This window comes from Pedobacter hartonius (assembly GCF_900107535.1).
GTDB classification, from domain to species: domain Bacteria; phylum Bacteroidota; class Bacteroidia; order Sphingobacteriales; family Sphingobacteriaceae; genus Pedobacter; species Pedobacter hartonius.
The window spans coordinates 263,087-284,911 of the sequence record NZ_FNRA01000005.1; the positions used below are offsets into that span (position 1 = coordinate 263,087).

Here is a 21,825-nt window from a genome sequence, read left to right on the forward strand (position 1 = left end):
TTTAATACCAAATGGTATAATCCAGGTAATATTTAAACATGGCCCATCCGGTTCGGGTGCGAAAATACAAATATTCAGGGGCAATTAGATTAATTGTTTCCAGTGTTAGTGTAACCTGAGTGATATTTTTTCATAGATTTCTTTAAGGTGAAGGTATTTAAGCTGATATGATTATATTTGAAGATCAAAATATTAAATATAATGTCAGATCAGAAAAAAGAAATATTCGACAGTGTTGCACAGCGACTAAAGATTGAAGGTTTTAATGTAGTTAACCGTGATGAGACCCGTCCATGGGGAGGTTTTTTTGTAATTGATGAAGAGCAGGCGCAACAATTTGCAAATGTTTACTTTGACGGATTAAATGTGGAGGAGCTGAAGATTTCAGGAAAATTAAGTCCTAAGATCCTGATCGTAGCGCCGAACACACGTCTTTCGTGGCAATATCATCACCGCCGTGCGGAAATATGGCGTGTGGTAAGCGGTACAACAGGCGTGATCACCAGCGAAACTGATGAACAGGGCGATGTACAGCAGTTAACTCCGGGTACTACCATCAAGTTAAAACAAGGTGAAAGACACCGTTTAGTAGGATTAGATGATTGGGGAATTGTTTCCGAAATCTGGCAGCACACTGATCCTTCCAACCCATCTGACGAGTCAGACATCGTTCGTGTATCGGACGATTTCGGAAGATAATATATAATCCTGCATGTGTGTGTCTTCAACGCGCACATGCTTTTTTTTTATTTCTGCTCTCCCGGCGGAAGCACAGGGTTTCATGTCCTGTTTCTTTAATCCTCAAATCAAACATCTGAACGGGTGCTTTTTTTCGTTAGTACATTTAACCTATGATTATTCTCCTCTTTTTTGTTTTACACTGGTTTCTTTCCCTTTTTTCACAAACCTTTTTTTTACACCGTTATGCCTCGCATAAGATGTTTAAAATGAATGGATTTTGGGAGAAGTTCTTTTATACCATCACCTTTTTGTCACAGGGATCTTCCTTCCTCAACCCCAGGGCATATGCCATCCTTCACCGGATGCACCATGCGTTTTCTGATACAGAAAAAGATCCGCACTCTCCGCATTTTGTAAAAGATGTATGGGGAATGATGATCCAGACTAAAAATATCTACCTCAACTATGCCAAATATAATGAGGAGCCTGAGGAACAGTTCCGTGATAAATATCCTTCATGGCCTATTATCGACAGGATTGGAGATTCATGGGTAACCAGATTGGTATTCATCAGCTTTTACATCTGGTTCTATGTAACCTTTGCTACCGCATGGTGGATGTTCCTGCTGCTGCCTGTTCATTTTCTGATGGGCCCCTTACATGGTGCCATTGTAAACTGGTGTGGGCATAAATACGGCTATTCAAACCATGACAACAATGACCACAGCAAAAATTCGCTGCCATTGGATTTCCTGATGATGGGAGAGCTGTTTCAGAACAACCACCATAAAAAGCCAAACAGTCCGAACTTTGCTTCCAAATGGTTCGAATTTGATCCTACCTATCCCCTGATGAAGGTGATGCACTGGCTGCATATTATAAGAATCAGAAAAGTATAAACGCCAACAGTTAAGAATACACACCAATAATAGATGAGAGGGCTCCCGTTAGGGGGCTTTCTCTGTTTTAGGACAGCGCATGCGGCATAATTTTCATTCCCGAAAAAAGAATCTTCTCTATCTTAGGAGACAATTGTATTTTATGCAACTGTATAATAAAATAAGTTTAACCATATTTGCTGCCTATTAACGATAAATTTTGAACATAGGAACGCGTTTATTTTTCTGCATATTGCTCAGCTTATTTTGTACTGAAGTTGCCTGGGCCCAGACCAGCCTGAGGCTTCGGGGAGTAGTTCAGGATACGCTGAAGATGGGCATTCCTGGGGCAAATGTAAGGCTGATAGCCGGTAAAGATACCCTCAATACCAGCACAGATTCTCTTGGCAGATATAGTTTTAATCTGAAAAAACCAGTCCCGCTCTCCCTGCTGGTGCGTGGCCTGGGTTATCTTTCCACCAGTAAAGATTTTGCCCCTCCGGCTGCCGGAAAAGAACAGGTGCTGCCTGCCTTCACCTTAAAAGATGCATCAAACCAGCTGGCCGAAGTAGTGATCAAGGCCAAAGTTATCCCCATGCGTCTCGCGAAAGATACTGTAGAGTTTAATGCCGGCGCCTATACCGTCAGGGAGGGCGATAATGTAGACGATCTGCTCAGGCAATTGCCCGGCGTGGAGATCGGTAAGGACGGTAACGTAACAAGTGAAGGGAAGGAGATGACCAAGCTCCGCGTAAACGGGAAGGACTTCTTTACAAACAATGTGAAAGATTTTATATCGCAGCTGCCTGCAGGTATTGTAGATAAGCTGCAGGTGATTGATGACTATGGCGATAAAGCAAATTTTACCGGACTGAAGACCGGGGAGCCCCGCAAAATGCTGAACCTGGTATTGAAAGACAAACGCAACAGGGGAACTTTTGGTAACGCAGGTGTGAGTGCAGGAACAAACGACCGTTATGCTGCGAACTTAAACGCTAACCTCTGGCGCGAAGCCCGGCAGATCGGGCTGAACGGAACCACCAGCAATACCAATAACGGAGCAGGGATCAATAACACCAATCAATTGGGTTTCAACTTTCGTGATAAAGTGGGGAAGAACCTAACGCTGAGCGCTAACTATATTTATATGCACAACAAGACGGAACTGAGCCAGCAGAGTTATATCCAGACCGTCAATTCACTGGGTACGGTGTATAATGAATCGGCCACGCAAAGCCAGACAAAGGGGGCGAACCACAACTTTGACCTTGGGCTGCAGTCTGTAAATGGCCGGGATTTTGTACAGGGCAGTATCCGCGGTGCCCTGAATAATTCGGTAAGTGATGGATTAACATTTTCAAAGCAGACCGGGGTAATCCATCAGGACCTGCTGAACGGGAATAACTCCAAGCAGCACAGCCCGAATTTTAATGCCGATTTTGCGATGGCCCGCCATTTTAAAAAACCGGGCAGAACCGTATCACTGGGTGTTAACGCCGGTAACAACGTCAGTAAATCCATCCAGGACCAGGATAACAGGATCGGCTACTATGATCCTGAAACCGACCTGCTGGTAAAAGATTCCGTCAGAAACCAAATCGTAGATACGCGGAACCGCGTGCGCAATGTGAACGCCACCTTCACGGTTAGTGAGCCACTGGGTAACCCGGCAGACTCACTGGTAAAAAGAAGCCTGGACTTTAGCTATCTGTATTCATTTACCCATACAGGCAATGACCTCGTCACCAGCTTAAATGATGAATCCGGGCTAAAAAAGGTAGATTCCCTGAGCAACAGGTATACCTCTTCCTTCAGTACGCATACCATAGGGTTAAACTATCGTTATACGGCCAAAAGACTCAACTACAGCGCCGGTATCACAGCGCAGCCCAACACGCTGACAGGGGCATACGAAGGCAGGGCCGATAAGATTAACAGGACAGGTTTTAACCTCTCGCCCGTGGCGCGTTTTGATTTTATTCCTTCTCCAAAAACCATCTACAGCCTGTTGTATAGCGGAAACAGCAACGCGCCCGACTTTAACCAATTGCAGCCGGTGGCAGACACACGCAATCTCCAGAATGTGATCATCGGGAACCCCGATCTGAAGGCGTCCTTTAACCATACCGTGAATCTAAGTTACCGCTCGGTGAGCCCCGGTAATGGAAGTACCCTGCAACTGGTGCTGCGGGCTACAGCAGTGCAGGATCAGGTGGTGAGCAATACCGTTCTGATCCGGGATACGCTGAACAGCCTGAAACAGGAAACCCGTTACCTGAACACGGGCGGAAACTATAGCTTCGGCAGTAATTACTATTGGTCGCTCCCGATTGCAAAGAGAAAATACAATATTGAGATCAAAGGCGGGCTGAACTACAACCACCGGGTATCTTATGCTGATAACGTTAAGAATTTTGGTAAAGGCATCAATTTAACCCAGGCATTATCAATGCGCATAAACCAGAAATGGCTGATGCTGACCGCCGATGCTTCTTACAATTACAGCAGTAACGTCTATTCACTGGCCTCGGCCAATTCCAATATCATCCAAACCTGGGTAATCAACGGAGATGCCAGAACGTTCATCCTGCCCAGTCTGAATGCTGGTGTAACGACCTCAAAAACCATCAATCAGGGATTCGCCATCCCGGGAAGAAATCCGCTGCTCATTGGCGGTTATATAGAAAAAACATTCTTCCGGCGGAAGGGCAGTTTTAAAGTTCAGGGCAACGACCTGCTCAACCAGGGAAATAATATGAACAGGACCATTTCGGATAACTCCATTACGGAGAGCCGAAGTAACCAGGTGACCAGGTATTTCCTGTTCACCCTGAACTGGAGACTGCAAAACTTTCCCGGCGGCGGGTAGCAGCGGCAGGAAGGGCCGAAGCTAAAGGTGGTAAAAATGACCGTATCTTAAGCCACTATGCTACAGATAATCTTAAAACAAAAAGCCCCGGCGTCTAATACCGGGGCTTTGAAAAGGATTATAGCTTAAAAAGATATGCTAATCTGTTTTCGCTTTTGGTCTTGAATTGTTAAACCTTCGGTTCCCGCCACCACCGTTACCGGCTGGTTTTCTTGCACCGCTCAGGTTTGGTTTATGCTCAGTTCTTTCAGGACGGCCACCTCTTGCAGGCTTGGCTTTACCTTTTGCTTTCGCCGCTGCAGCACCTGAAAGCAGGTTTTGCCAGCTCATCGCATAAGGATGATCTTCCTGAACAGGAATCTTAATTGCAATCAGTTTTTCAATATCGTCCAGGTATTCTTTTTCCTCTCCGTCACAGAAAGAGAAAGAGATCCCGCTGTTACCTGCGCGGCCTGTACGGCCAATCCTGTGTACATACGTTTCAGGAACGTTCGGTAATTCATAGTTGATCACGTGTGTAAGCTCATCCACATCAATTCCCCTTGCGGCGATATCAGTAGCTACCAGGATACGCGTAGTTTTAGCTTTAAAATTAGTTAAAGCCCTCTGGCGCGCATTCTGTGATTTATTTCCGTGTATGGCTTCAGCTTTTACACCTACTTTGATCAGATCTTTTACAATACGGTCAGCACCATGTTTGGTACGGGTGAAAACCAGTGCCGTAGTGATCGTATGATCTTTTAAGATATGGATCAGCAGGTTTTTCTTATCATTCTTATCAACATAATAGATCGATTGCTCAATTTTTTCAGCAGTAGATGATACCGGCGTTACTTCAACTTTCAGCGGGTCAGTTAAAATTGTATTGGCCAGTTTCTGAATTTCAGGCGGCATGGTGGCAGAGAAAAACAGCGTCTGTCTTTTTGAAGGCAGTTTAGCTATCGTTTTCTTTACATCATGGATAAAGCCCATGTCCAGCATTCTGTCGGCTTCATCCAGTACAAAAATTTCCACATCCTTGAGGTTAATGAAACCCTGGTTCATGAGGTCGAGCAATCTGCCCGGAGTTGCGATCAAAATATCTACACCACGGTGTAAAGCATCAGTTTGTGATTTCTGACCAACACCACCAAAGATCACCAGATGACGCAGGGGCAGGTTCTTTCCATAAGCTTTGAAACTTTCTTCAATCTGAATGGCAAGTTCACGTGTTGGTGTGAGTACCAGTGCCCTGATTGGTTTAGGGCCTTTGGTATTTGCATGCTCTTTATTCAGCAGCTGCAGCATAGGAATAGCAAAAGCGGCCGTTTTACCGGTTCCGGTTTGTGCGCAACCTAATAAGTCTCTGCTGGTTAATATAGTAGGAATAGATTGTTCTTGTATGGGGGTTGGATTAGTATAACCCTCTGTTTGCAGCGCTTTTAAAATAGGCTCAATCAGGTTTAAATCTTCGAATAACAATGTGTATGAATTTTAATTTATTTGATACAAAGATACGGATAAGTTCTGTAACTATTGCTCTTCTTTAAAACGGCTGAAAAACAACAGGGCGAAGATACACAGCACAAAGCCTACAACACCGTTTAAACGGAGCCCGAAGTCATTTCCGGGGTCTTTTCCATAAATAGTGAGCATGGCAAATATCGCAATTCCCAGCGTTTGACCCAGTTTAACGAACAGATATTTAACCGCGAAGAACATTCCTTCGTGGTTTTCACCTGTTTCTTCGGTATCTTTTTGAGCAATATCGGCCAGTATTGCATTTGGTAATATACCCAGTGCGGCCAGCGGAAATGAAGCAAAAGTAACCAGGATGAACATCTGCACCCTTGGCTGAAAGGGAAGGTGGCCGAGAGAATAGATCGTCACGAAGATTAGGCTGAGCACACCAAAGGCGCTCATCACCAGAGCCTTGCGTCCGAATCGCTTCGCGCCATAATTGATAAAAGGGTAGAAGAGCAGAGAAAGCATTACCATGATGCCCATGAACATCCCCCCATTAGATTCCGGAAGTTTTAACAGTACGGTCACAAAATAGAGCAATCCGCTTGAAATGATACTCAATGCAGTGTAATAGGAAAAGTCGGAGATCAGGTAATATTTGAAGTTCGTGTTTCTGAAAGTACTTTTAATTGCCGGGAGCAGCGCAATATGGGTTGGCCTGCCTTCGCTGTAATTTTTTTCTTTGATAAAAAGAACAGGCAGGGCCATGGCGATCCCTGAAAAGATACTCAGCCCATAAATGGTATACTGCAGGGCTTCCATCCTTTCCTGAACATGAAAAATTTCCTGGATCAGATCAGCAAAGTTATTGGTCAGGGCAGACATGATCATACCCATTACAAAACCTACCTGCTGAAAGGTGGAGAGCTTAACTTTTTTCTCCGTGGTATGTGCCATTTCGGCAAGCAATGCATTATATGGAATGATATAGGTGGTGACCGACATAAAAAAGCAGATCAGCATCAGTGTAAGCCACCATGCATTGGCGGTTGTTTCTGCTTTTTGCAGCGGGTGGAAGATCAGCCCGCAGAAAATCACTGCCGGAAGGATTGCGTAACGCATGATCGGTATCCTTCTTCCATCCGGATTTTCGCTCCCGTCACTTATTGATGCAATGAAAGGGTCATAAAAAGCGTCAAATAACCTGCCCGAAGCCGCAATAAGGGAAAGGATATTAAAAGCCCCGAAAACAAGCAGCTGCGGAACAAGAGGTGTTAAGCCCGAATTGGTAGGCGGCAGGTAGAAATAAGGGAGCATGACTATAATGATATTCGTCATCGTGCCCCATCCCATCATCCCCGCTGCATAGGCAAATTCCTTTCTTAACGGCAACTCTTTAATCGGCATTCAGGGTAGATGGTTTTTTGTTGAACAGTTTGGAAATGAAATATATGACCATAAACCCGGCGAGGATCAGCAAGCCGCTTATCGCTGTGACGGGATCGGCCAGGTAAATGCTTATACCTACAAAAATAGTAAAGGAAATGAATAAAACAGGGATCAAAGGAAACCATTTTATGGTGTAAATATTTTTGGTATCAAGATCAGCGGTTTTCTTCCTTAAGAAGAATAATGTTGCTGCAGAGCTTGCCGTGCCGATACACTCCAGGATGATGGAATAGTTCAGGATCTTATCAAATGTCTCGGCAAAAAACAGCGTTGCGATGATCAGTGCCACAAAGGTGGCCAGGCTGACCGACATGACATCTGTTTTGCTGTTTTTCCGGGAGAAAACACCGGGGATCACCTTTTCTTCGGCCATCGCAAACATAGACCGCGGAATGCTCAGCAGATTGACGTTCACAAAGCCCAGTACAGAAATGAAGATGATGACAGATAAGATTGTATAACCTGCCGGGCCAAAGATCTTACCGGCCAGTATCGAGGCAATGCTCTGTGCAGTTTTCAATTGTTCAAAGCCAATCACTTTTACATAAGCATAATTGATCAGCAGATAGAGTGTGATGATGAGGATGAGTCCGAGGATAACCCCTTTTGGCAGCGTTTTTTTTGCATCTTTCACTTCTCCGCCTAGGTTGATCGTTTGGGAATATCCCGTAAAGGAGAAATTAATCGCAATCATACAAACACCCAGTGTTTTCGCATAATCCCACCATCCAGGTGGAGTACCGGATGCTGTTTTAAAAACAGCGGGAATACTTTGGACCTGTCCGCCGGTAAATACCGCACAGATCAGTGTAAGTACAAGTGCAATCTTTATCAATGTGATGATGTTCTGTACCTTGGAACTTGTTCTTAGTCCCAGGAGGTTGACCCCAAAAAGAACCAGTATTCCTGTGATAGCAATGATCAGCTTGTTCTGATCGGTACGCATTTCCGCTGGCAGCACTACATTGGCCAGGTACTCCGAGCCAATCAGCGTAACACCAGCTATAGATGCGGCAATGGTCATTATCACGATACAGTTGATTGCAAACGCAAAAGATGGGTGATAACTGGTGGAAAATATTTTATAATAAGCACCCGTTACCGGGAATCTCGAGCCGATCTCAGCATAAATCAGGGCACCGAAATAGGAGAATATCCCTCCGATGATCCATGCCAGATAGAACAGTTCGGGAATCTGTGCATTGGCAGCAACACTAACCGGGGTACGGAAAATGCCCATGCCGATCACGAAACTGATCACGATCATGGACAGATCAAAAAGGGTGAGTAGTTTTTTTGATTGCATATAGCGTTAAATAATGCTGAAAGGTACATCAAATTGCGTTTCGATGATCAATCCTGCTGTCTAAATTAAGCTGAATCATCGGATTTGATGATGATGCGGTTTGGAGGGGCAATCTGCAACCGGGAAATTAGATTCCGGTTAATTGTTCATTTGCGAACAAATACTGTTCATTTTTGAACGCACAGCAGTCGTATTATTAAATTAAATATTTGATTTACAGTGTTTTGTTCGTGTTTTTAAAATTGGTATGTGATTAGCTCTCGCAAAGCAGACGGGACGTTCCTGTCCGGATTTTAAATACATGTCATGAACTTACTCCTTACCATTATTGTTCAAAGTTACCTGTATGTGCTTTTAACATTTTTCCAGTTTCCTAATTATACAAAACACTGGAACGGGGGAGACAGACCCGGCCATACCTTTGCCTCTTTTGAAGATTTTAACGGCAAACAGGATTTTAAGGTGCAGAGAAATGCTAAGGGTGATTTTTCCCTTGTATACTCCGCAGAGCTGAAAAAAGGAAAATTATCAATTGAAATAAAAAAGGGTTCAGCAACAATTGTCCAGCGGGACGTGAACGGAAGCGTTGCTGACTCAATAAAATTAGATAATAGCAAAGGTGAAAAATATCATGTTACTTTCAGGGCAAAACATGCTGAAGGGAAGTTTGATGTTAAATACAATTAAGGGGATCAATTTCCAAGCATTTCCAGCTGCCAGATGACCTGTTCTTCAGTAACCGGAAATTGCACATCATTACGCACCGTCTGATACACGGCATTGAACAATTCATTGTAGGCGCCTTTGGGTGCTGCCAATAATGCTGTGCTTTTCTGACCGTCCATATCCATGAGTACCAGTTTGCCTTCACCGCCTTCGGCTTCTGCGCCAAATCCGTTATGCACAGGCAGCATATCTTCCGCCAACTGGGCTTCCTGCACATCAGTACGCATCTTTAAAAAGCTGCCCGATGTACCATGCACCACAAATCCATATTCCGGTTCTGCAATGAGCAGGCCGGAGGTTAAGTATACGTTCAGCTGATCGGGATATTTCAGGTGAAAATGAAAATAGTCATCTACCTCAGAGCCTGTCCGGTGTATTGCAGTTGTTTTTTCATAACTCAGCGGCTTGCCTAAAATGCTGATGGCGCCGTCAATCAGATGAGAGCCGAGGTCATACATCAATCCATTGCCCGGCACTGCTGCACTCTCTTTAAATTGTTTATTTCCGATAGCCATACGGTACCGGTCTATCCTGAAATGGATTTCAATTAACTTCCCCAGCCGGCCGCTCTCTATCACCTGTTTTACAGAAAGAAAATCGCTGTTATACCTGCGGTTATGGTAAACCATCACCTTTAAACCAGACGAACGGCCAAGCTCAAACAGAGAATTGGCTTCAGCAGCTGTCACGGCTGCGGGTTTTTCAATCAGCACGTGTTTTCCTGCCCGAAGGGCCTGCATAGCGAAATCAAAGTGAGTGTAGTTGGGGGTATTTACCACAACCAGCTCAATTTCCTCATCGTTCAATAATTCATCAATAGTGCCGTAGCTTTTCAGACCCGGGTATTTGAGTCCTGCTTTTTTCTCATGGCGCTCTGCAACAGCTTTGAAGAGGAAACCCGGATTTGTTGCTAAAAAGGGTGCGTGGAATATTCTTCCGGACATTCCGTAAGACAGGAGGCCGGTTATGATCGGTTTTGACATTGATATGAATTAAATGTTTAAATTATATAAAATAAATAGGTTATGATTGATATGGTAAATCTTTTTTACTGTCTGAATTGTGTATTTGTTGAAAACTGTATATCTGTAAACACGCATATTTCAGTAGATTTGGGGATAATACAAATTTTATGGCAGAACCTATTTATAACGATGACAGTATACGGTCGCTCGACTGGAAGGAACACATCAGGTTACGGCCCGGGATGTATATCGGAAAGTTAGGTGACGGATCTGCACAGGATGACGGTATCTACGTGCTGCTGAAGGAGATCATGGATAACTCTATCGATGAGTTTGTCATGGGCTCCGGGCGGACGATCGATATTACGGTTTCTGATTCGAAGGTAAATGTACGCGATTACGGACGGGGAATTCCCCTGGGAAAAGTAATCGACTGTGTGTCGAAAATCAATACCGGTGGTAAGTATGACAGCAACGCCTTTCAGAAATCTGTAGGACTGAATGGCGTGGGTACCAAAGCAGTGAACGCACTGTCTACCAACTTTGTGGTACAGTCATACCGTGACGGCAAAACCAAAAAAGTAGAATTTTCAAGAGGAGAGATCGTCATTGACCATCCTATTATTGATACCACGCAGCGGAATGGTACAGCCATTACCTTTTATCCTGATGAAAGTATCTTTAGAAATTATCACTATATCCCTGATTTTGTAGAAAGCATGATCTGGAACTACGTGTTCCTGAACACGGGCCTGACGGTGAATTTCAACAATCAGAAGTATTTCTCTGAACGTGGACTCTATGACCTGCTGCATAAAGTGGCTGACGTGGAGAATATCCGTTATCCGATCATTCACCTGAAGGGGAACGATATCGAGATTGCGATGACACACGGACAGCAGTACGGTGAGGATTACCATTCATTCGTGAACGGACAGCATACCACCCAGGGTGGAACACACCAGGCGGCATTCAGGGAAGCGGTGGTGAAAACCATCCGTGAATTCTACAAAAAGGAATATGAGGCATCGGATATCAGGGCCTCTATCATCGCCGCAATTTCTGTACGTGTGCAGGAGCCTGTATTTGAGTCACAGACAAAAACCAAGCTGGGTTCCCAGAACATGGGGCCTGAGGGTCCATCCGTCCGTACCTTCATCAATGATTTTGTAAAAAAAGAACTGGATGATTACCTGCACAAACATACGGATGTTGCAGACGCACTACTGAAACGTATCCTGCAGTCTGAGCGTGAACGTAAAGATATCGCCGGTATCAAAAAGCTGGCTAACGACCGTGCTAAAAAGGCATCACTGCACAACAAGAAACTGAGGGACTGCAAGGTCCATTTCAATACCACGCATGACAAGCGTTACGAAACCACACTGTTTATTACAGAAGGGGATTCTGCATCCGGCTCCATCACCAAATCAAGAGATGTGGATTGCCAGGCCGTATTCAGTTTGAAGGGTAAGCCGCTGAACTGTTATGAACTGACAAAAAAGGTGGTGTATGAGAATGAGGAGTTTAACCTTTTGCAGCACGCACTGAACATTGAAGACGGACTGGATGGCCTGCACTATAACAATATCGTGATCGCTACCGATGCCGATGTTGACGGAATGCACATCAGGCTTCTCATGATGACCTTCTTCCTGCAATTCTTCCCTGACCTGGTAAGGGCAGGACATGTATACATCCTGCAGACACCACTTTTCAGGGTGCGCAATAAAAAGGAAACCATCTATTGTTACAGTGACGAAGAGCGCCGGAATGCAATCACCAAATTAGGCAGTAAACCAGAGATCACAAGGTTTAAAGGTTTGGGAGAGATCTCACCTGATGAATTTGGACTGTTTATCGGAAAGGACATCCGTCTGGATCCTGTGATATTAAAAGATCAGACGATAAAAAACCTGCTGGAATATTATATGGGCAAAAATACGCCCGACAGGCAGCAGCATATCATCAGAAACCTGAGAATAGAAAAAGATACCATCGAGGAACTTGTTTCTGCCGATCAGGAAGCTGCCACTGCCGCAGTTTCAGAAGATATCGTAGAAATTGCAGAATCAGCTTAGGCTGGTTCTGCCTTGGTTTCTTCAGGGTGTTGCGGAGGCAGGACATCTACTTTCTCTTCCACAATAGTGATCTGGGTATGTACGGCATACTTGCTTGGCCTGATGCCACCGTCATATTTCTCCGCATAAGCCTGCGTAAACTCGGCACCAAAGTATAAAATGATAGAGGTGTAATAAATCCATAACAGGATCACAATAATGGAACTGGCAGCACCGAAAGCCGAACCAGGGTTTCCTTTTTCAATATAGATGCCGATCACATATTTGCCCAGACTAAACAGCAGTGCCGTAAACAGCGCACCGATCATTGCAGATTTCCATCTCAGGTCTACATCCGGCAATACCTTAAAGATGATCATAAACACAGCGGTTACAGCAGCAAGCGTAATCGCGTTATTCAGGATATAGATCAGCAGGGTAGTAGTATCACTGGCCAGGGGTATGGCGTGGCCGAATTTACTGTTGGTAAGAAAATAGCCCAGTTTTGAGCCCATACCGATTACAATACTGTTGATCACAAGGGATACCAGCAGCAGGAAACCCATGGAAATGATCAGCGAAAAAGAAAGCAGGCGGTTGGTGATCATCTTTTTCCATCCTTTCTTTGGGATGGCCTTCACTTTCCATATCAGGTTAATGCTGTCCTGTATTTCAATGAATATCGCTGTTGAACCCACAATAAGGGTCACTACACCGATAATCAGTCCCATGGTGCTTTTGCCCGTAAGATTGGCATTCTCCACAAAACCCTGCAATTGTTTTGCGGCGTCCTTTCCCACCATTTCACTGATCTGGGCGAATAGTTCTGTGCCCGGATTTAACTTGTTGCTAAAGAAGATACTGGCTGCGGCAATGATAATAATGATCAGTGGCGTAAGTGAAAATATCGTATAATAGGCGAGGGCTGCACTGAGTTTTGTAATGCGGTCCTCTGTGAATCCTTTTCCGGCTGCAACAAAAAGATGGTACAGTGCAATAAAGAAATGCTTTATTTTATGTGCTACTTTCATGTTGTGTATTAGAAGGGATATCCGATCCCGATATTGTAAACTAAATTGTCTTTTCTCCATTGGCTGCTCCCGAAGGCTACCTGATCAATTACCCAGCGTTCTCCTTCAGGAAGGTAAGGTTTCCTGATCGGGAAGGCAACGTCCAGGCGGATCACAAAAATGGTAGCATCTACACGCAGACCTGCTCCGGTTCCAACCGCCATCTCACTCAGTGCGTTCCTCAGTTTAAATCCTGAACCAGGTCTTCCGGGTATTGCAGCATCAGTGGCAGTTGCAGGTGTGCCCATATCCTCTTTGCGCAGCCAGATATTTCCGGCGTCAACAAAAGCAGCACCGTACAGGATACTCACCAGTTTAAATCTCAGTTCAGTATTCAGCATGGCTTTGATATCCCCTCCCTGATCGGCAAAGGACTGGTCGGGATTAACTTTGTATGTTCCGGGGCCTAATGCCCTGGCCGGGAATGCGCGGATATCATTACTTCCTCCTGCAAAAAACTGACGGACGAAAGGCAATGAACTGCTGTTTCCGTAAGCATAACCATATCCCAGATTGAGGCGGTTGGCCCAGGTAACATTCCGGTTGATCTTGTAATAGTTCCTGAGATCTGTCTCGAGCCTTACAAACTGTGTAAGCGGAACGTTAAAAATAGATTTACTTCCTGTATTATTTTTTGGAACAAATGCGCCCCAGACATTTCCACCGGTTTCTATGCTACCATTGAAATAGATATTATTTCTTCTGTTCTCCTCCATCTGGTTGGTATAGGTGAAACTGTAGTTACTTCCAATAATGAACTGTTTTTCCAGGGTATAGCGCAGGCCGGGAATAGAGTCGAACAGGCGTTTCTGTTTATTCGAATCAGCAGGAAGGTTTGGCTGTACATAATTGACAGAAATCGGATTGAAAGTATGTTCCTTGTATTTATTTTCTTTCCAGTTGTATCCAAATTCTGTTTTAAATGAGTTGAGTTTATACAATGAACCGCGGCTCAGCAATTGATAGGAAACGGAGGCAATGGTTTTAGGGATAAAGGCGTTTGTACTTCTTGGTTTGTAAAAAGGTACGATAAACTGCGGGAATGTCAGTTTTCCTTCGGCAGTGAAGGAGTAGGAATTCAGGTTCTGTGTCTGTTGTCCGCTCACCTGCGTTTCGAAGCCGCCGCTCACACTCACATCCAGTTGCTCTGCACCCCTGAATAAGTTTCTGGTAGTTTGAGTAACTTTAACTTCTGATCCTACAAAATTATTGGATTTACTTGTTCCTGTTACACCAAAGGTCAGGGAATTCTTTTTTAAAGGGGTAAGATAGATATTCAGGTCCAGCTGGTCATTTTTGAAACTGTCGAGTGGTAAAAACTCTGCTCTCACGTCCTGAAAGGCATTGATATTTACCATCCTGTTGAGCGACTGGTTATGGTCTGTCCTGTTATACAGCTCATCTTTTTTGAAAAATACGAGACGGTCAAATATCCTCGGTTTAAACGTATTCCGGTTATCATAAATGTTGAAATCATGATATTCCATTGGTGTCAGTTTCCGCAGTACGCTATCTCTCCGCAGAGAGTAACTTGGATAGATATTGATGTTTTTGATGGTATAAGGTTTCAATCCTGCATCCGGAGCGATATCTTTTACCTTAATCGTAATGTCTACCAGGCTCTTTCCTATCGTACTGTCCACCTGAAGGATCAGGTAATCGGGACTAAAATAGAAGTACCCTTGTTCTTTCAGGTCGTTATCTATCCGGATGCGTTCATTTTTGAATGCATCAAGATCATAGTAATTGCCAACTTTGAGCACTGAGTTTGCTTTATTGTCATTGATCACCTTTGTCAGGTTGCCGGTGTCTTTGGGAAAAGTTATACTCTTGATTTTATAGCGTATTCCAGTATTTACTGTATAGACTGCTTTACCTGTTTTCTCTTTGGTTACGGTATCACCGGTAACTACATTCTGTAGATAACCCTGACTGATCAGGAAACTCGTCATTACCGCATCATTGGTTTTAAGTTTTACCTCGGTTAGCAATACCGGTGGTTCGCCAACTTTGGTTCTCAGCCAGTGTTTAAAACCTTTTGGTTTTTTGGGCTCACCTGCAACGTTATAGATATATAATTTTGGCTTTAAACCCAAAATTGATTTATTAGGCCGTGGTCTTGTTTTAGCCTCAAGGTCACTCTTTACATCCTTTTGATTTTCAATCTTTGCTGATGAATCAGGATTGATCACAACCTCAGCGCCGGTGTACAATTTCTGACCGGGTTTCAGATATTTAGTATTGCTGCAGGCAGCCCATACTAAACATACGAAGATAAGTAAGCTGGGTTTAATTAGTTTTTTCATTTGTAGGCTTCTGTTCTTGATTTTCTCTGATTCTTCTTGATCTTTTATGGAAGATCTCCCTAAACTTATTATAATCCACTACCAGGGCAAATCCCAATCCTGTTTCGATAATCTGGCCTTCGATGACTCCCTCATTCTGGTTACGGCGGTAAGCTCTCAGGCGATATTTGCCGTCTTTAGAAAGCATATATTCCACATTGACATTCCCTGCAATATTTGTAGAGCTTTGTCCGGGGGCCTGTGGCCCTTCCAGTCCGAAACTGCTGCCAACGGTTACCGTTAACCTGTCGCTAAGCAGTTTTTTTGACACTCCTACTTCAAGGTCAGTTTTTTGCTGCAATGATCCGGTAGAATAATCTTCAGATGAATTGACACCGAAGTTGATATCCACGCCCTTGATGAGATCAGATGCAAGATTGTTCAGCTGTTCTGTCAGTAATTTGCTTACACTTGATCTGGCAAGCGTAGAAACACCGCCACCACCACCGGCAAGGCTTTCAAAAGGATTGTTGGCGATAAACCTGCCTAAGGCCAGCAGGGCAAATACCTGTTTGTTCAGTTCACTCTCATTCCTGTTTACGTTTTGCAATTTGGTATAAACTGCACCGCTTAAAGCTCCGCGTTCATTTTCCGGCAGGTCGAGTTTAAACGAAATAATAGGTTTTAACAACTCGCCTTTCATCATCAGGTAAACCTGGAATGGCAATTTAGTCTTGGCAGGGATATTATCCGGCTCATTGATCAGGTCAATAGGTGCTGCATTCACTTCATATAATGCGGTTAAATTCACATTTGCAGACATCGGGTCGCCGGTCCATATGATCGTACTTCCCGCAACCAGTTTAAATTCTTTTTTGCCTAAAGGGCCGACAGATAGATTATAAGATCCGTCTTTGATCTCGTAGCGCCCGGTCAGGCTGATCTTTCCGCTTGGGTCCATCGTCGCCGTCAGGTCGGCATCGCCTTTCACTTTCAGCGCATCTCCATTTGCAGGGTCAACTACTACGTTTAACTCTGCTTCGGGGTCTACCTCCAGTTTGGCCGTCAGGTTGATTCCTTTCACCGGGGCTTTGCTGATGCTGTCAGCATGGAGTGCTTTCTGCCCGTTAAACGGAGGGGCATCTGCATCGATAAACTGCACGATCCCTTCCTGGTCGATCACCGAAGGATCATCTGCCGGTAATGCGAAGAAGAACTTCGTACCTTTCTCTACTTTGATGTTCATATTCACATCAGGCTGGTTTAAATCTCCTCTAACCCTGATATTACTGGTTAAAAAGACCGTTCCATAGATCATATCATTGTCAAGCGCAGTAGAGTTCATCACCCGGAAGGTTTCCGTTTTGATGTCCATATTGAACTTGAAGTTGGTGTAATCTGTCGTCAGGATGCCGCCATTGATGGTGGCTTTTTTGTTCAGCGAATCGATAATGGTAAAGTTATTGAAGTTCAGGCCCTGTGGGGTAAAACTGATCGTTTCGTTTGGCATTCTGAAGTAGGAATTCACATAGGTAGCAGTAAAGGCTGCCTGGTTAAACTTCACATCTCCTAAAACTTTTGGAGCAGCAATCGCACCTTTTACTGTCAGTGCCCCTGTGATGGTACCGGAGCCGTTTTTGATCTGGCCCATGGATACACTTTCGAGAGATTTGAGGTCTATTTTGTCAATATTCAGCGTCAGGTCCAGTGCGTTCTCAGGGTTATTGGTATAATAAAAACCATTCATCCTCAATTCATGGACACCTGTTAATGCGATATTGGTTTCGTAGGCATTTGGGGTATTGTTATTTACTGCCACGCGCAACGTACCCAGCTGGTCTTTCTGATAACGCAGCCTGTCAATGGTCATGTTGGCCGTAAATTTAGGGCTGGCCATCAGGTCGCTCACATCTACCGTACCATTGATCAGTCCTCCAACGAGTGCACTGTCCTGCTCGGCGAATTTTGTCAGGGTTTCTATTCTGAAGTCCTTAAACTCTACTTTTAACGGAGAATTTGGTGTGGCATTTACGCTGTTTATACTTAATAATTGTGTTCCCTGGCTCAGGTTAAACTGGTTTGCCAGGAGTCCCGACTTGCCAAACTGTATATAGTTGTCCTGTGAAACCGACCATCTTTCATAATCCAGCAGGATCCTTTTAGGATCAAACTTGAACTGGAAATCCTCGCCCAGCGATTTGAATGTACCACCCAGGACGTATCTGTCATTTAGTTTTCTGTCACGAAGGATAAGGTCGATATTTAACAGGTTATTTGAAACTATACCGCTAAGCTCCGTGCCGTATAAGGCGATAGAGGGGCTTTGGATGTGCCCAACCAGCAGTTTGTAGAAAAGGCGGTTGTCTGAATTATCTACGGTTAATCTTGTGCTGTCTACTTTATAGTCACCATAAACCACCTGCGGGAACCAGGCATTGATCTTTAAGCTGTCCTTCTGCGTATCTATCAGCCCGTTCATATAGGAAGGGGAGAAGGTAGTCAGTTCAGGGACGAAATCTTTAATGAATTTTGGATTATAAATCTTTACGCTGAAGCGGAACCGCTGATCGGGAACCTTGGTCACTACGCCAAACTTATAGTATTTGTTGATCTGGTTGGTCATGGCACTTGCCAGGTTGGTCAGCTGGTATTTACCATCAACACGTGCGCTGAGTAACTCCGATTTTAAGGTAAGCAGGTTACGTTCAGCTGTAGCTTCTGAATGGATGTCTATGGTATCCACATTGATCTTCTGTCCGTCTTTCACCAGCTGCAGGCCGCGGATGCTTACATCCCCGTTCAGGTAGTCGGCGTCAGCAGTTTTAATATCAGCTTTTACCACTCCTGCCATCCGGAATTCGGTAGGGCTGAAATTAAGGTTCTTTAGGTCTACCTGTTTCAGGTTCAAATCTGCTTTTACGGAAGGATATTTTCCTGCCATATTTACCAGGGCCGTCAAATTAAAATTGGCATTGCTATCGGCCATGCTGCTTTTGATATTCAGTTTCTGACCAGAATATGTTCCGCTAAGCAATAAGTTGCGGTAAGTATATTTATTATAGTAAGCACTGATCAGCTTTCCGTTTACTTTTGCTGCAGCGGTTTTGGCGTCAAGGCCTGTACCGCTTACATTTGCTTTAACCGTGATCTTGCCCAGCTGTGGCTGCATTTTAATCAACCGGCCTACATTAAAATTATTCAGGGTAATATCTGCCGTATAACTTTCTTTTCCTTTAGGGCCCTTTAGGGTAGCCAGCAATTTTGCTGAGCCCATGTCGGTATTGATGTTGAATCCGGTATTAAAGTTTGTCATGGAGCCTTTAAACCTGCCATTGGCGGCGATGGTGTTGGGCAAAGTGATGTTTGCAGGCAGGGATTTTTTAGGAATAATCACCAGCACGTCGTTCTTCGTCATGGAGAAACGTTTAATATTCAGGTCAAGATAAGCCTTGTTGGCATCCGGCAGGCCTTTCACTGTTCCGCTTACATCGATACGGGTACTTTTCAATCCGCTTATCTGCAATTGTGGAATAGAAAGGTTATTCAGGTAACCGCTTACGCGGGCTGTAACTTTGATTTTCTCATTCCGGTAACTGGCCGGAACGGCATTACTGAAATAGGTTGCGTCTTTCAGGCCAAGGGTAGTATTCTTCACCTGGAGGGACATCTTTACACGTTCCGGATGTTTTGTAAGATCTTCCAGGGAAGTGTAGTTCAGCTGGGTATTGTTCTCGATATTGGTGTTAGGGGTTTTGAAGACCAGGTTGCTCAGCTTCACCATCTTGTCATTGTAGACCACGTCGCCCTGTAATTTGCTGAGCTCAAAGCCGCTTTTTTCTTTCAGACTTCCGTTTTTAACATTCACTTTGATGCCCGCGGCGCTATAGGAGAGGTTTTCTGCACCTAAACCAAGCCCTTTGATCTTCAGGTGGTTGAAGTCCATGCCTTTGGCCAGGGGTTTTTCCGCAAGGTTATCAAACTGGATGTTGTTGTCTGCAAGGTTCAGCTTGCTGACTAAAACCGCCATTGCGGAGGGTGCTGCCGCTGTATCTGCTGCAGCTCCTTTAACTGGTGCGGCGGGTTTAAATGCGAATAGAATATCTGACTTATTCAGCGTGGCATCATCGAGTTTAAAATCACTTTTTGTAAGATCGGCAAACAGTTTAGTTAACGTAAGTCCGGTAATCTTCAGATCTGCACGGGTATCAGATAACATGTCATCATAATTGATCTTTACATTATCCAATGCCACATCCTGTACTTCCACTAATGGCAGTTTTCCTGAAGCTGTTTTTGTCGTGTCTAAACTTTTTTGCAGCTGTGCTGTCAGTTGGGTAAGCGGTTTCTGCTGCAAATATTTTAAGGTGGTGTTTTTTAAGGACAGGTTGTTAATCACATAATGCTGATTGTCCATGTCGAAATCTTTGATGTTTGTCTGGAATTCTCCCAGTTTTACACTTACATCATTTCCTGCCACATCGTCACGGTACACAATTCCGATATCTTTCAGGCTGATCTTGCTGATCGAAAACTTCATGGTAGAAGTACTGTCTTTATCCACTTCCTCATCTGGTTTTTTCTGTTCAGACATGAAGGCGTCTACCAGGAACGAGAAGTTGTAAGTCGTGTCAGGATCAATCCTGGTGACATTCGCCCTGATCTTTTCGAGTTCTATGTTGTTGATTTCTATCTTGTTGCTGAGCAGCTTCATCAGACTGATATCAACGGATAGTTTCTGAGCGTACAATAACGTGTCTCCTTTTTTATCCTCCATGTAAAATTTATTCAGCACCACATCTTTGGGGAGGGCGATCTTTACACTTTCAAGGCTGACTTCGGTATGGGTTTTATTTTTGAGATAACTAATCGCTTTGTCCTTGACAAAGTTTTGGACCGCCGGGATATTTAAAGCCACAGCAACCAGTATAACCAGCATAATGATGCTGGCAACTATCCATAAAATGACCTTTAGACTTTTGCGTACGTATTTATTCAATGGTTGTGATTTTTGGGAAATTTACACTTTTAAGACAATAACCAAAACCATGCCACCGGCTATTTCCTATGTATATTACAAGATTTGGAGGATTTTGTTTAATGAAATTAAAAATTTGTTAAATACTCTAAAAAGTTGTAAGATGTTTGATATTATAGCTTATGAACCATCCTTAAGCCTGGCAAGCTGATATTTCTGGCACGACAGTTAAATCAGCTGACAAGTTATTCATGCTGGTATCTAACTCCGAAGTAAATCTAATTCAGGTCTGAGCTAGGTTCGTGTTTACGGCCCAAAACTCGGATTTACCTCAGACCTGCATCGGATTCACCCTGGACTTACATACTTTCGTGAAGCCAGAAGTCTATGTTTATAAGGGGGGACTGATAATCTTACCTGCTCATTTGAAACATAAATCGCCTTTTATAAAATAATATAAATTAACACCGTAACTTTGTCTCCCCGCTATACTTTTTGCAGGCATCCAGGCCTGTCTTCAGACTGGAAAAGCAACAGGTATGAGTGGAAAGAGCCTATGCGGACACAAGGCTGTGTTTGCAGACAAAAGCATCAATCAGAATAAATGATAAAGACCTTAAATTTCTCTGTCTCCTATGAAGCTTACGATCAGTTTGCAGACCTGACTGAGGCAGATCAGCTGCTCTGTACAAAGGCGGAAGCAGCACTAAGTACATCCTATTCGCCCTATTCCACTTTCGCAGTAGCTACAGCAGTGAGGCTTGCCAATGGTACGGTAGTTACAGGCAGCAACCAGGAAAATGTTGCTTAACCTTCCGGCCTGTGTGCAGAGCGCGTTGCATTGTTTACTGTTGGCGCGGCCTATCCGGACGCGGTGATTGAAAGTATGGTGGTTACGGCGCATACAGATCATTTTAAAATCGAACAGCCGGTTACCTGCTGCGGCTCATGTTTGCAGGTAATGGCAGAATTTGAACGTAAACAGGATAAAGAAATTGAAGTTTTATTCTATTGCATCGATGGCAAGATATTAAAAGTTAAAGGCATAAAAAACCTCCTGCCATTTGTGTTTGCAGAAGACCGCCTGAGGTTGGATTCCTGATTAACTGCCGAATTAA

Annotated in this window: 14 protein-coding genes; 7 read left to right on the plus strand and 7 right to left on the minus strand. The window is 44.0% G+C overall.

Features of this window, described 5'->3' with window-relative positions; genetic code table 11:
• Positions 1-201 precede the first annotated feature (201 nt).
• From BLW16_RS11500 to BLW16_RS11510, 3 genes are all read left to right on the plus strand, one after another.
• Positions 202-699, plus strand: a complete 498-nt coding sequence (locus BLW16_RS11500; RefSeq protein ID WP_090556726.1) for a cupin domain-containing protein — start codon at positions 202-204, stop codon at positions 697-699.
• Positions 700-851: 152 nt separating this feature from the next.
• Positions 852-1,580 (plus strand): acyl-CoA desaturase, encoded by a 729-nt coding sequence (locus BLW16_RS11505; protein ID WP_090556727.1) that lies wholly within the window; start codon positions 852-854, stop codon positions 1,578-1,580.
• A gap of 199 nt (positions 1,581-1,779) precedes the next feature.
• Complete coding sequence (locus tag BLW16_RS11510; protein WP_139298312.1) at positions 1,780-4,428, plus strand: outer membrane beta-barrel protein; 2,649 nt, start codon at positions 1,780-1,782, stop codon at positions 4,426-4,428.
• A 138-nt stretch (positions 4,429-4,566) separates the two neighbouring features.
• Here the strand turns inward: BLW16_RS11510 and BLW16_RS11515 are convergent, their stop codons facing one another.
• From BLW16_RS11515 to BLW16_RS11525, 3 genes are read right to left on the minus strand one after another with little or no spacing between them, the layout of a single operon-like run.
• Positions 4,567-5,889 carry a DEAD/DEAH box helicase gene (locus BLW16_RS11515; protein WP_090556729.1) on the minus strand — a complete coding sequence of 441 codons (1,323 nt, stop codon included), beginning with the start codon at positions 5,887-5,889 and terminating at the stop codon, positions 4,567-4,569.
• Between the two features lie 51 nt (positions 5,890-5,940).
• Complete coding sequence (locus tag BLW16_RS11520; protein ID WP_090556730.1) at positions 5,941-7,278, minus strand: MFS transporter; 1,338 nt, start codon at positions 7,276-7,278, stop codon at positions 5,941-5,943.
• A complete protein-coding gene (locus tag BLW16_RS11525; RefSeq protein WP_090556731.1) occupies positions 7,268-8,626 on the minus strand; it encodes an APC family permease in 1,359 nt (452 codons plus the stop codon). The genes BLW16_RS11520 and BLW16_RS11525 overlap by 11 nt, the downstream gene beginning before the upstream one ends.
• A gap of 306 nt (positions 8,627-8,932) precedes the next feature.
• Between BLW16_RS11525 and BLW16_RS11530 the strand changes: the two genes are divergently transcribed.
• Positions 8,933-9,313, plus strand: a complete 381-nt coding sequence (locus BLW16_RS11530; RefSeq protein ID WP_090556732.1) for a hypothetical protein — start codon at positions 8,933-8,935, stop codon at positions 9,311-9,313.
• 5 nt (positions 9,314-9,318) lie between these two features.
• Here BLW16_RS11530 and BLW16_RS11535 read toward each other — a convergent pair whose 3' ends face one another.
• Positions 9,319-10,335, minus strand: coding sequence for a Gfo/Idh/MocA family oxidoreductase (locus BLW16_RS11535; protein ID WP_090556733.1), 1,017 nt, complete (start codon positions 10,333-10,335; stop codon positions 9,319-9,321).
• A 149-nt stretch (positions 10,336-10,484) separates the two neighbouring features.
• Between BLW16_RS11535 and BLW16_RS11540 the strand changes: the two genes are divergently transcribed.
• Positions 10,485-12,398: a DNA topoisomerase IV subunit B gene (locus BLW16_RS11540; protein ID WP_090556734.1), complete on the plus strand. Its 1,914-nt coding sequence runs from the start codon at positions 10,485-10,487 to the stop codon at positions 12,396-12,398.
• Here BLW16_RS11540 and BLW16_RS11545 read toward each other — a convergent pair.
• The 3 genes from BLW16_RS11545 to BLW16_RS11555 are packed head-to-tail and all read right to left on the minus strand — an operon-like array spanning position 12,395 to position 20,728.
• Positions 12,395-13,408, minus strand: a complete 1,014-nt coding sequence (locus BLW16_RS11545) for a YihY/virulence factor BrkB family protein (RefSeq protein ID WP_090556735.1) — start codon at positions 13,406-13,408, stop codon at positions 12,395-12,397. The two genes, BLW16_RS11540 and BLW16_RS11545, sit on opposite strands and share 4 nt — an antisense overlap.
• Before the next feature lie 8 nt (positions 13,409-13,416).
• Positions 13,417-15,753, minus strand: coding sequence for a translocation and assembly module lipoprotein TamL (tamL, locus tag BLW16_RS11550; RefSeq protein ID WP_090556736.1), 2,337 nt, complete (start codon positions 15,751-15,753; stop codon positions 13,417-13,419).
• Complete coding sequence (locus BLW16_RS11555; RefSeq protein WP_090556737.1) at positions 15,737-20,728, minus strand: translocation/assembly module TamB domain-containing protein; 4,992 nt, start codon at positions 20,726-20,728, stop codon at positions 15,737-15,739. The genes tamL and BLW16_RS11555 overlap by 17 nt, the downstream gene beginning before the upstream one ends.
• A 583-nt stretch (positions 20,729-21,311) precedes the next feature.
• On the opposite strand from BLW16_RS11555, the gene BLW16_RS23700 reads away from it, so the two are divergent.
• Together BLW16_RS23700 and BLW16_RS23705 are read left to right on the plus strand one after the other, a co-directional pair.
• Positions 21,312-21,518: a cytidine/deoxycytidylate deaminase family protein gene (locus BLW16_RS23700; RefSeq protein ID WP_245735236.1), complete on the plus strand. Its 207-nt coding sequence runs from the start codon at positions 21,312-21,314 to the stop codon at positions 21,516-21,518.
• A gap of 30 nt (positions 21,519-21,548) precedes the next feature.
• On the plus strand, positions 21,549-21,809 hold the full coding sequence (locus BLW16_RS23705) for a hypothetical protein (RefSeq protein ID WP_245735238.1): 261 nt from the start codon (positions 21,549-21,551) through the stop codon (positions 21,807-21,809).
• Positions 21,810-21,825 lie beyond the last annotated feature (16 nt).

What these genes read in the sequence shown, in the direction of transcription:
- BLW16_RS11500 (WP_090556726.1), top strand. Translation starts at nt 202, where the DNA reads ATGTCAGATCAGAAAAAAGAAATATTCGACAGTGTTGCACAGCGACTA.
- BLW16_RS11505 (WP_090556727.1), top strand. Translation starts at nt 852, where the DNA reads ATGATTATTCTCCTCTTTTTTGTTTTACACTGGTTTCTTTCCCTTTTT.
- BLW16_RS11520 (WP_090556730.1), bottom strand. Translation starts at nt 7,278, where the DNA reads ATGCCGATTAAAGAGTTGCCGTTAAGAAAGGAATTTGCCTATGCAGCG.
- BLW16_RS11525 (WP_090556731.1), bottom strand. Translation starts at nt 8,626, where the DNA reads ATGCAATCAAAAAAACTACTCACCCTTTTTGATCTGTCCATGATCGTG.
- BLW16_RS11530 (WP_090556732.1), top strand. Translation starts at nt 8,933, where the DNA reads ATGAACTTACTCCTTACCATTATTGTTCAAAGTTACCTGTATGTGCTT.
- BLW16_RS11535 (WP_090556733.1), bottom strand. Translation starts at nt 10,335, where the DNA reads ATGTCAAAACCGATCATAACCGGCCTCCTGTCTTACGGAATGTCCGGA.
- BLW16_RS11540 (WP_090556734.1), top strand. Translation starts at nt 10,485, where the DNA reads ATGGCAGAACCTATTTATAACGATGACAGTATACGGTCGCTCGACTGG.
- BLW16_RS11545 (WP_090556735.1), bottom strand. Translation starts at nt 13,408, where the DNA reads ATGAAAGTAGCACATAAAATAAAGCATTTCTTTATTGCACTGTACCAT.
- tamL (WP_090556736.1), bottom strand. Translation starts at nt 15,753, where the DNA reads ATGAAAAAACTAATTAAACCCAGCTTACTTATCTTCGTATGTTTAGTA.
- BLW16_RS23700 (WP_245735236.1), top strand. Translation starts at nt 21,312, where the DNA reads ATGATAAAGACCTTAAATTTCTCTGTCTCCTATGAAGCTTACGATCAG.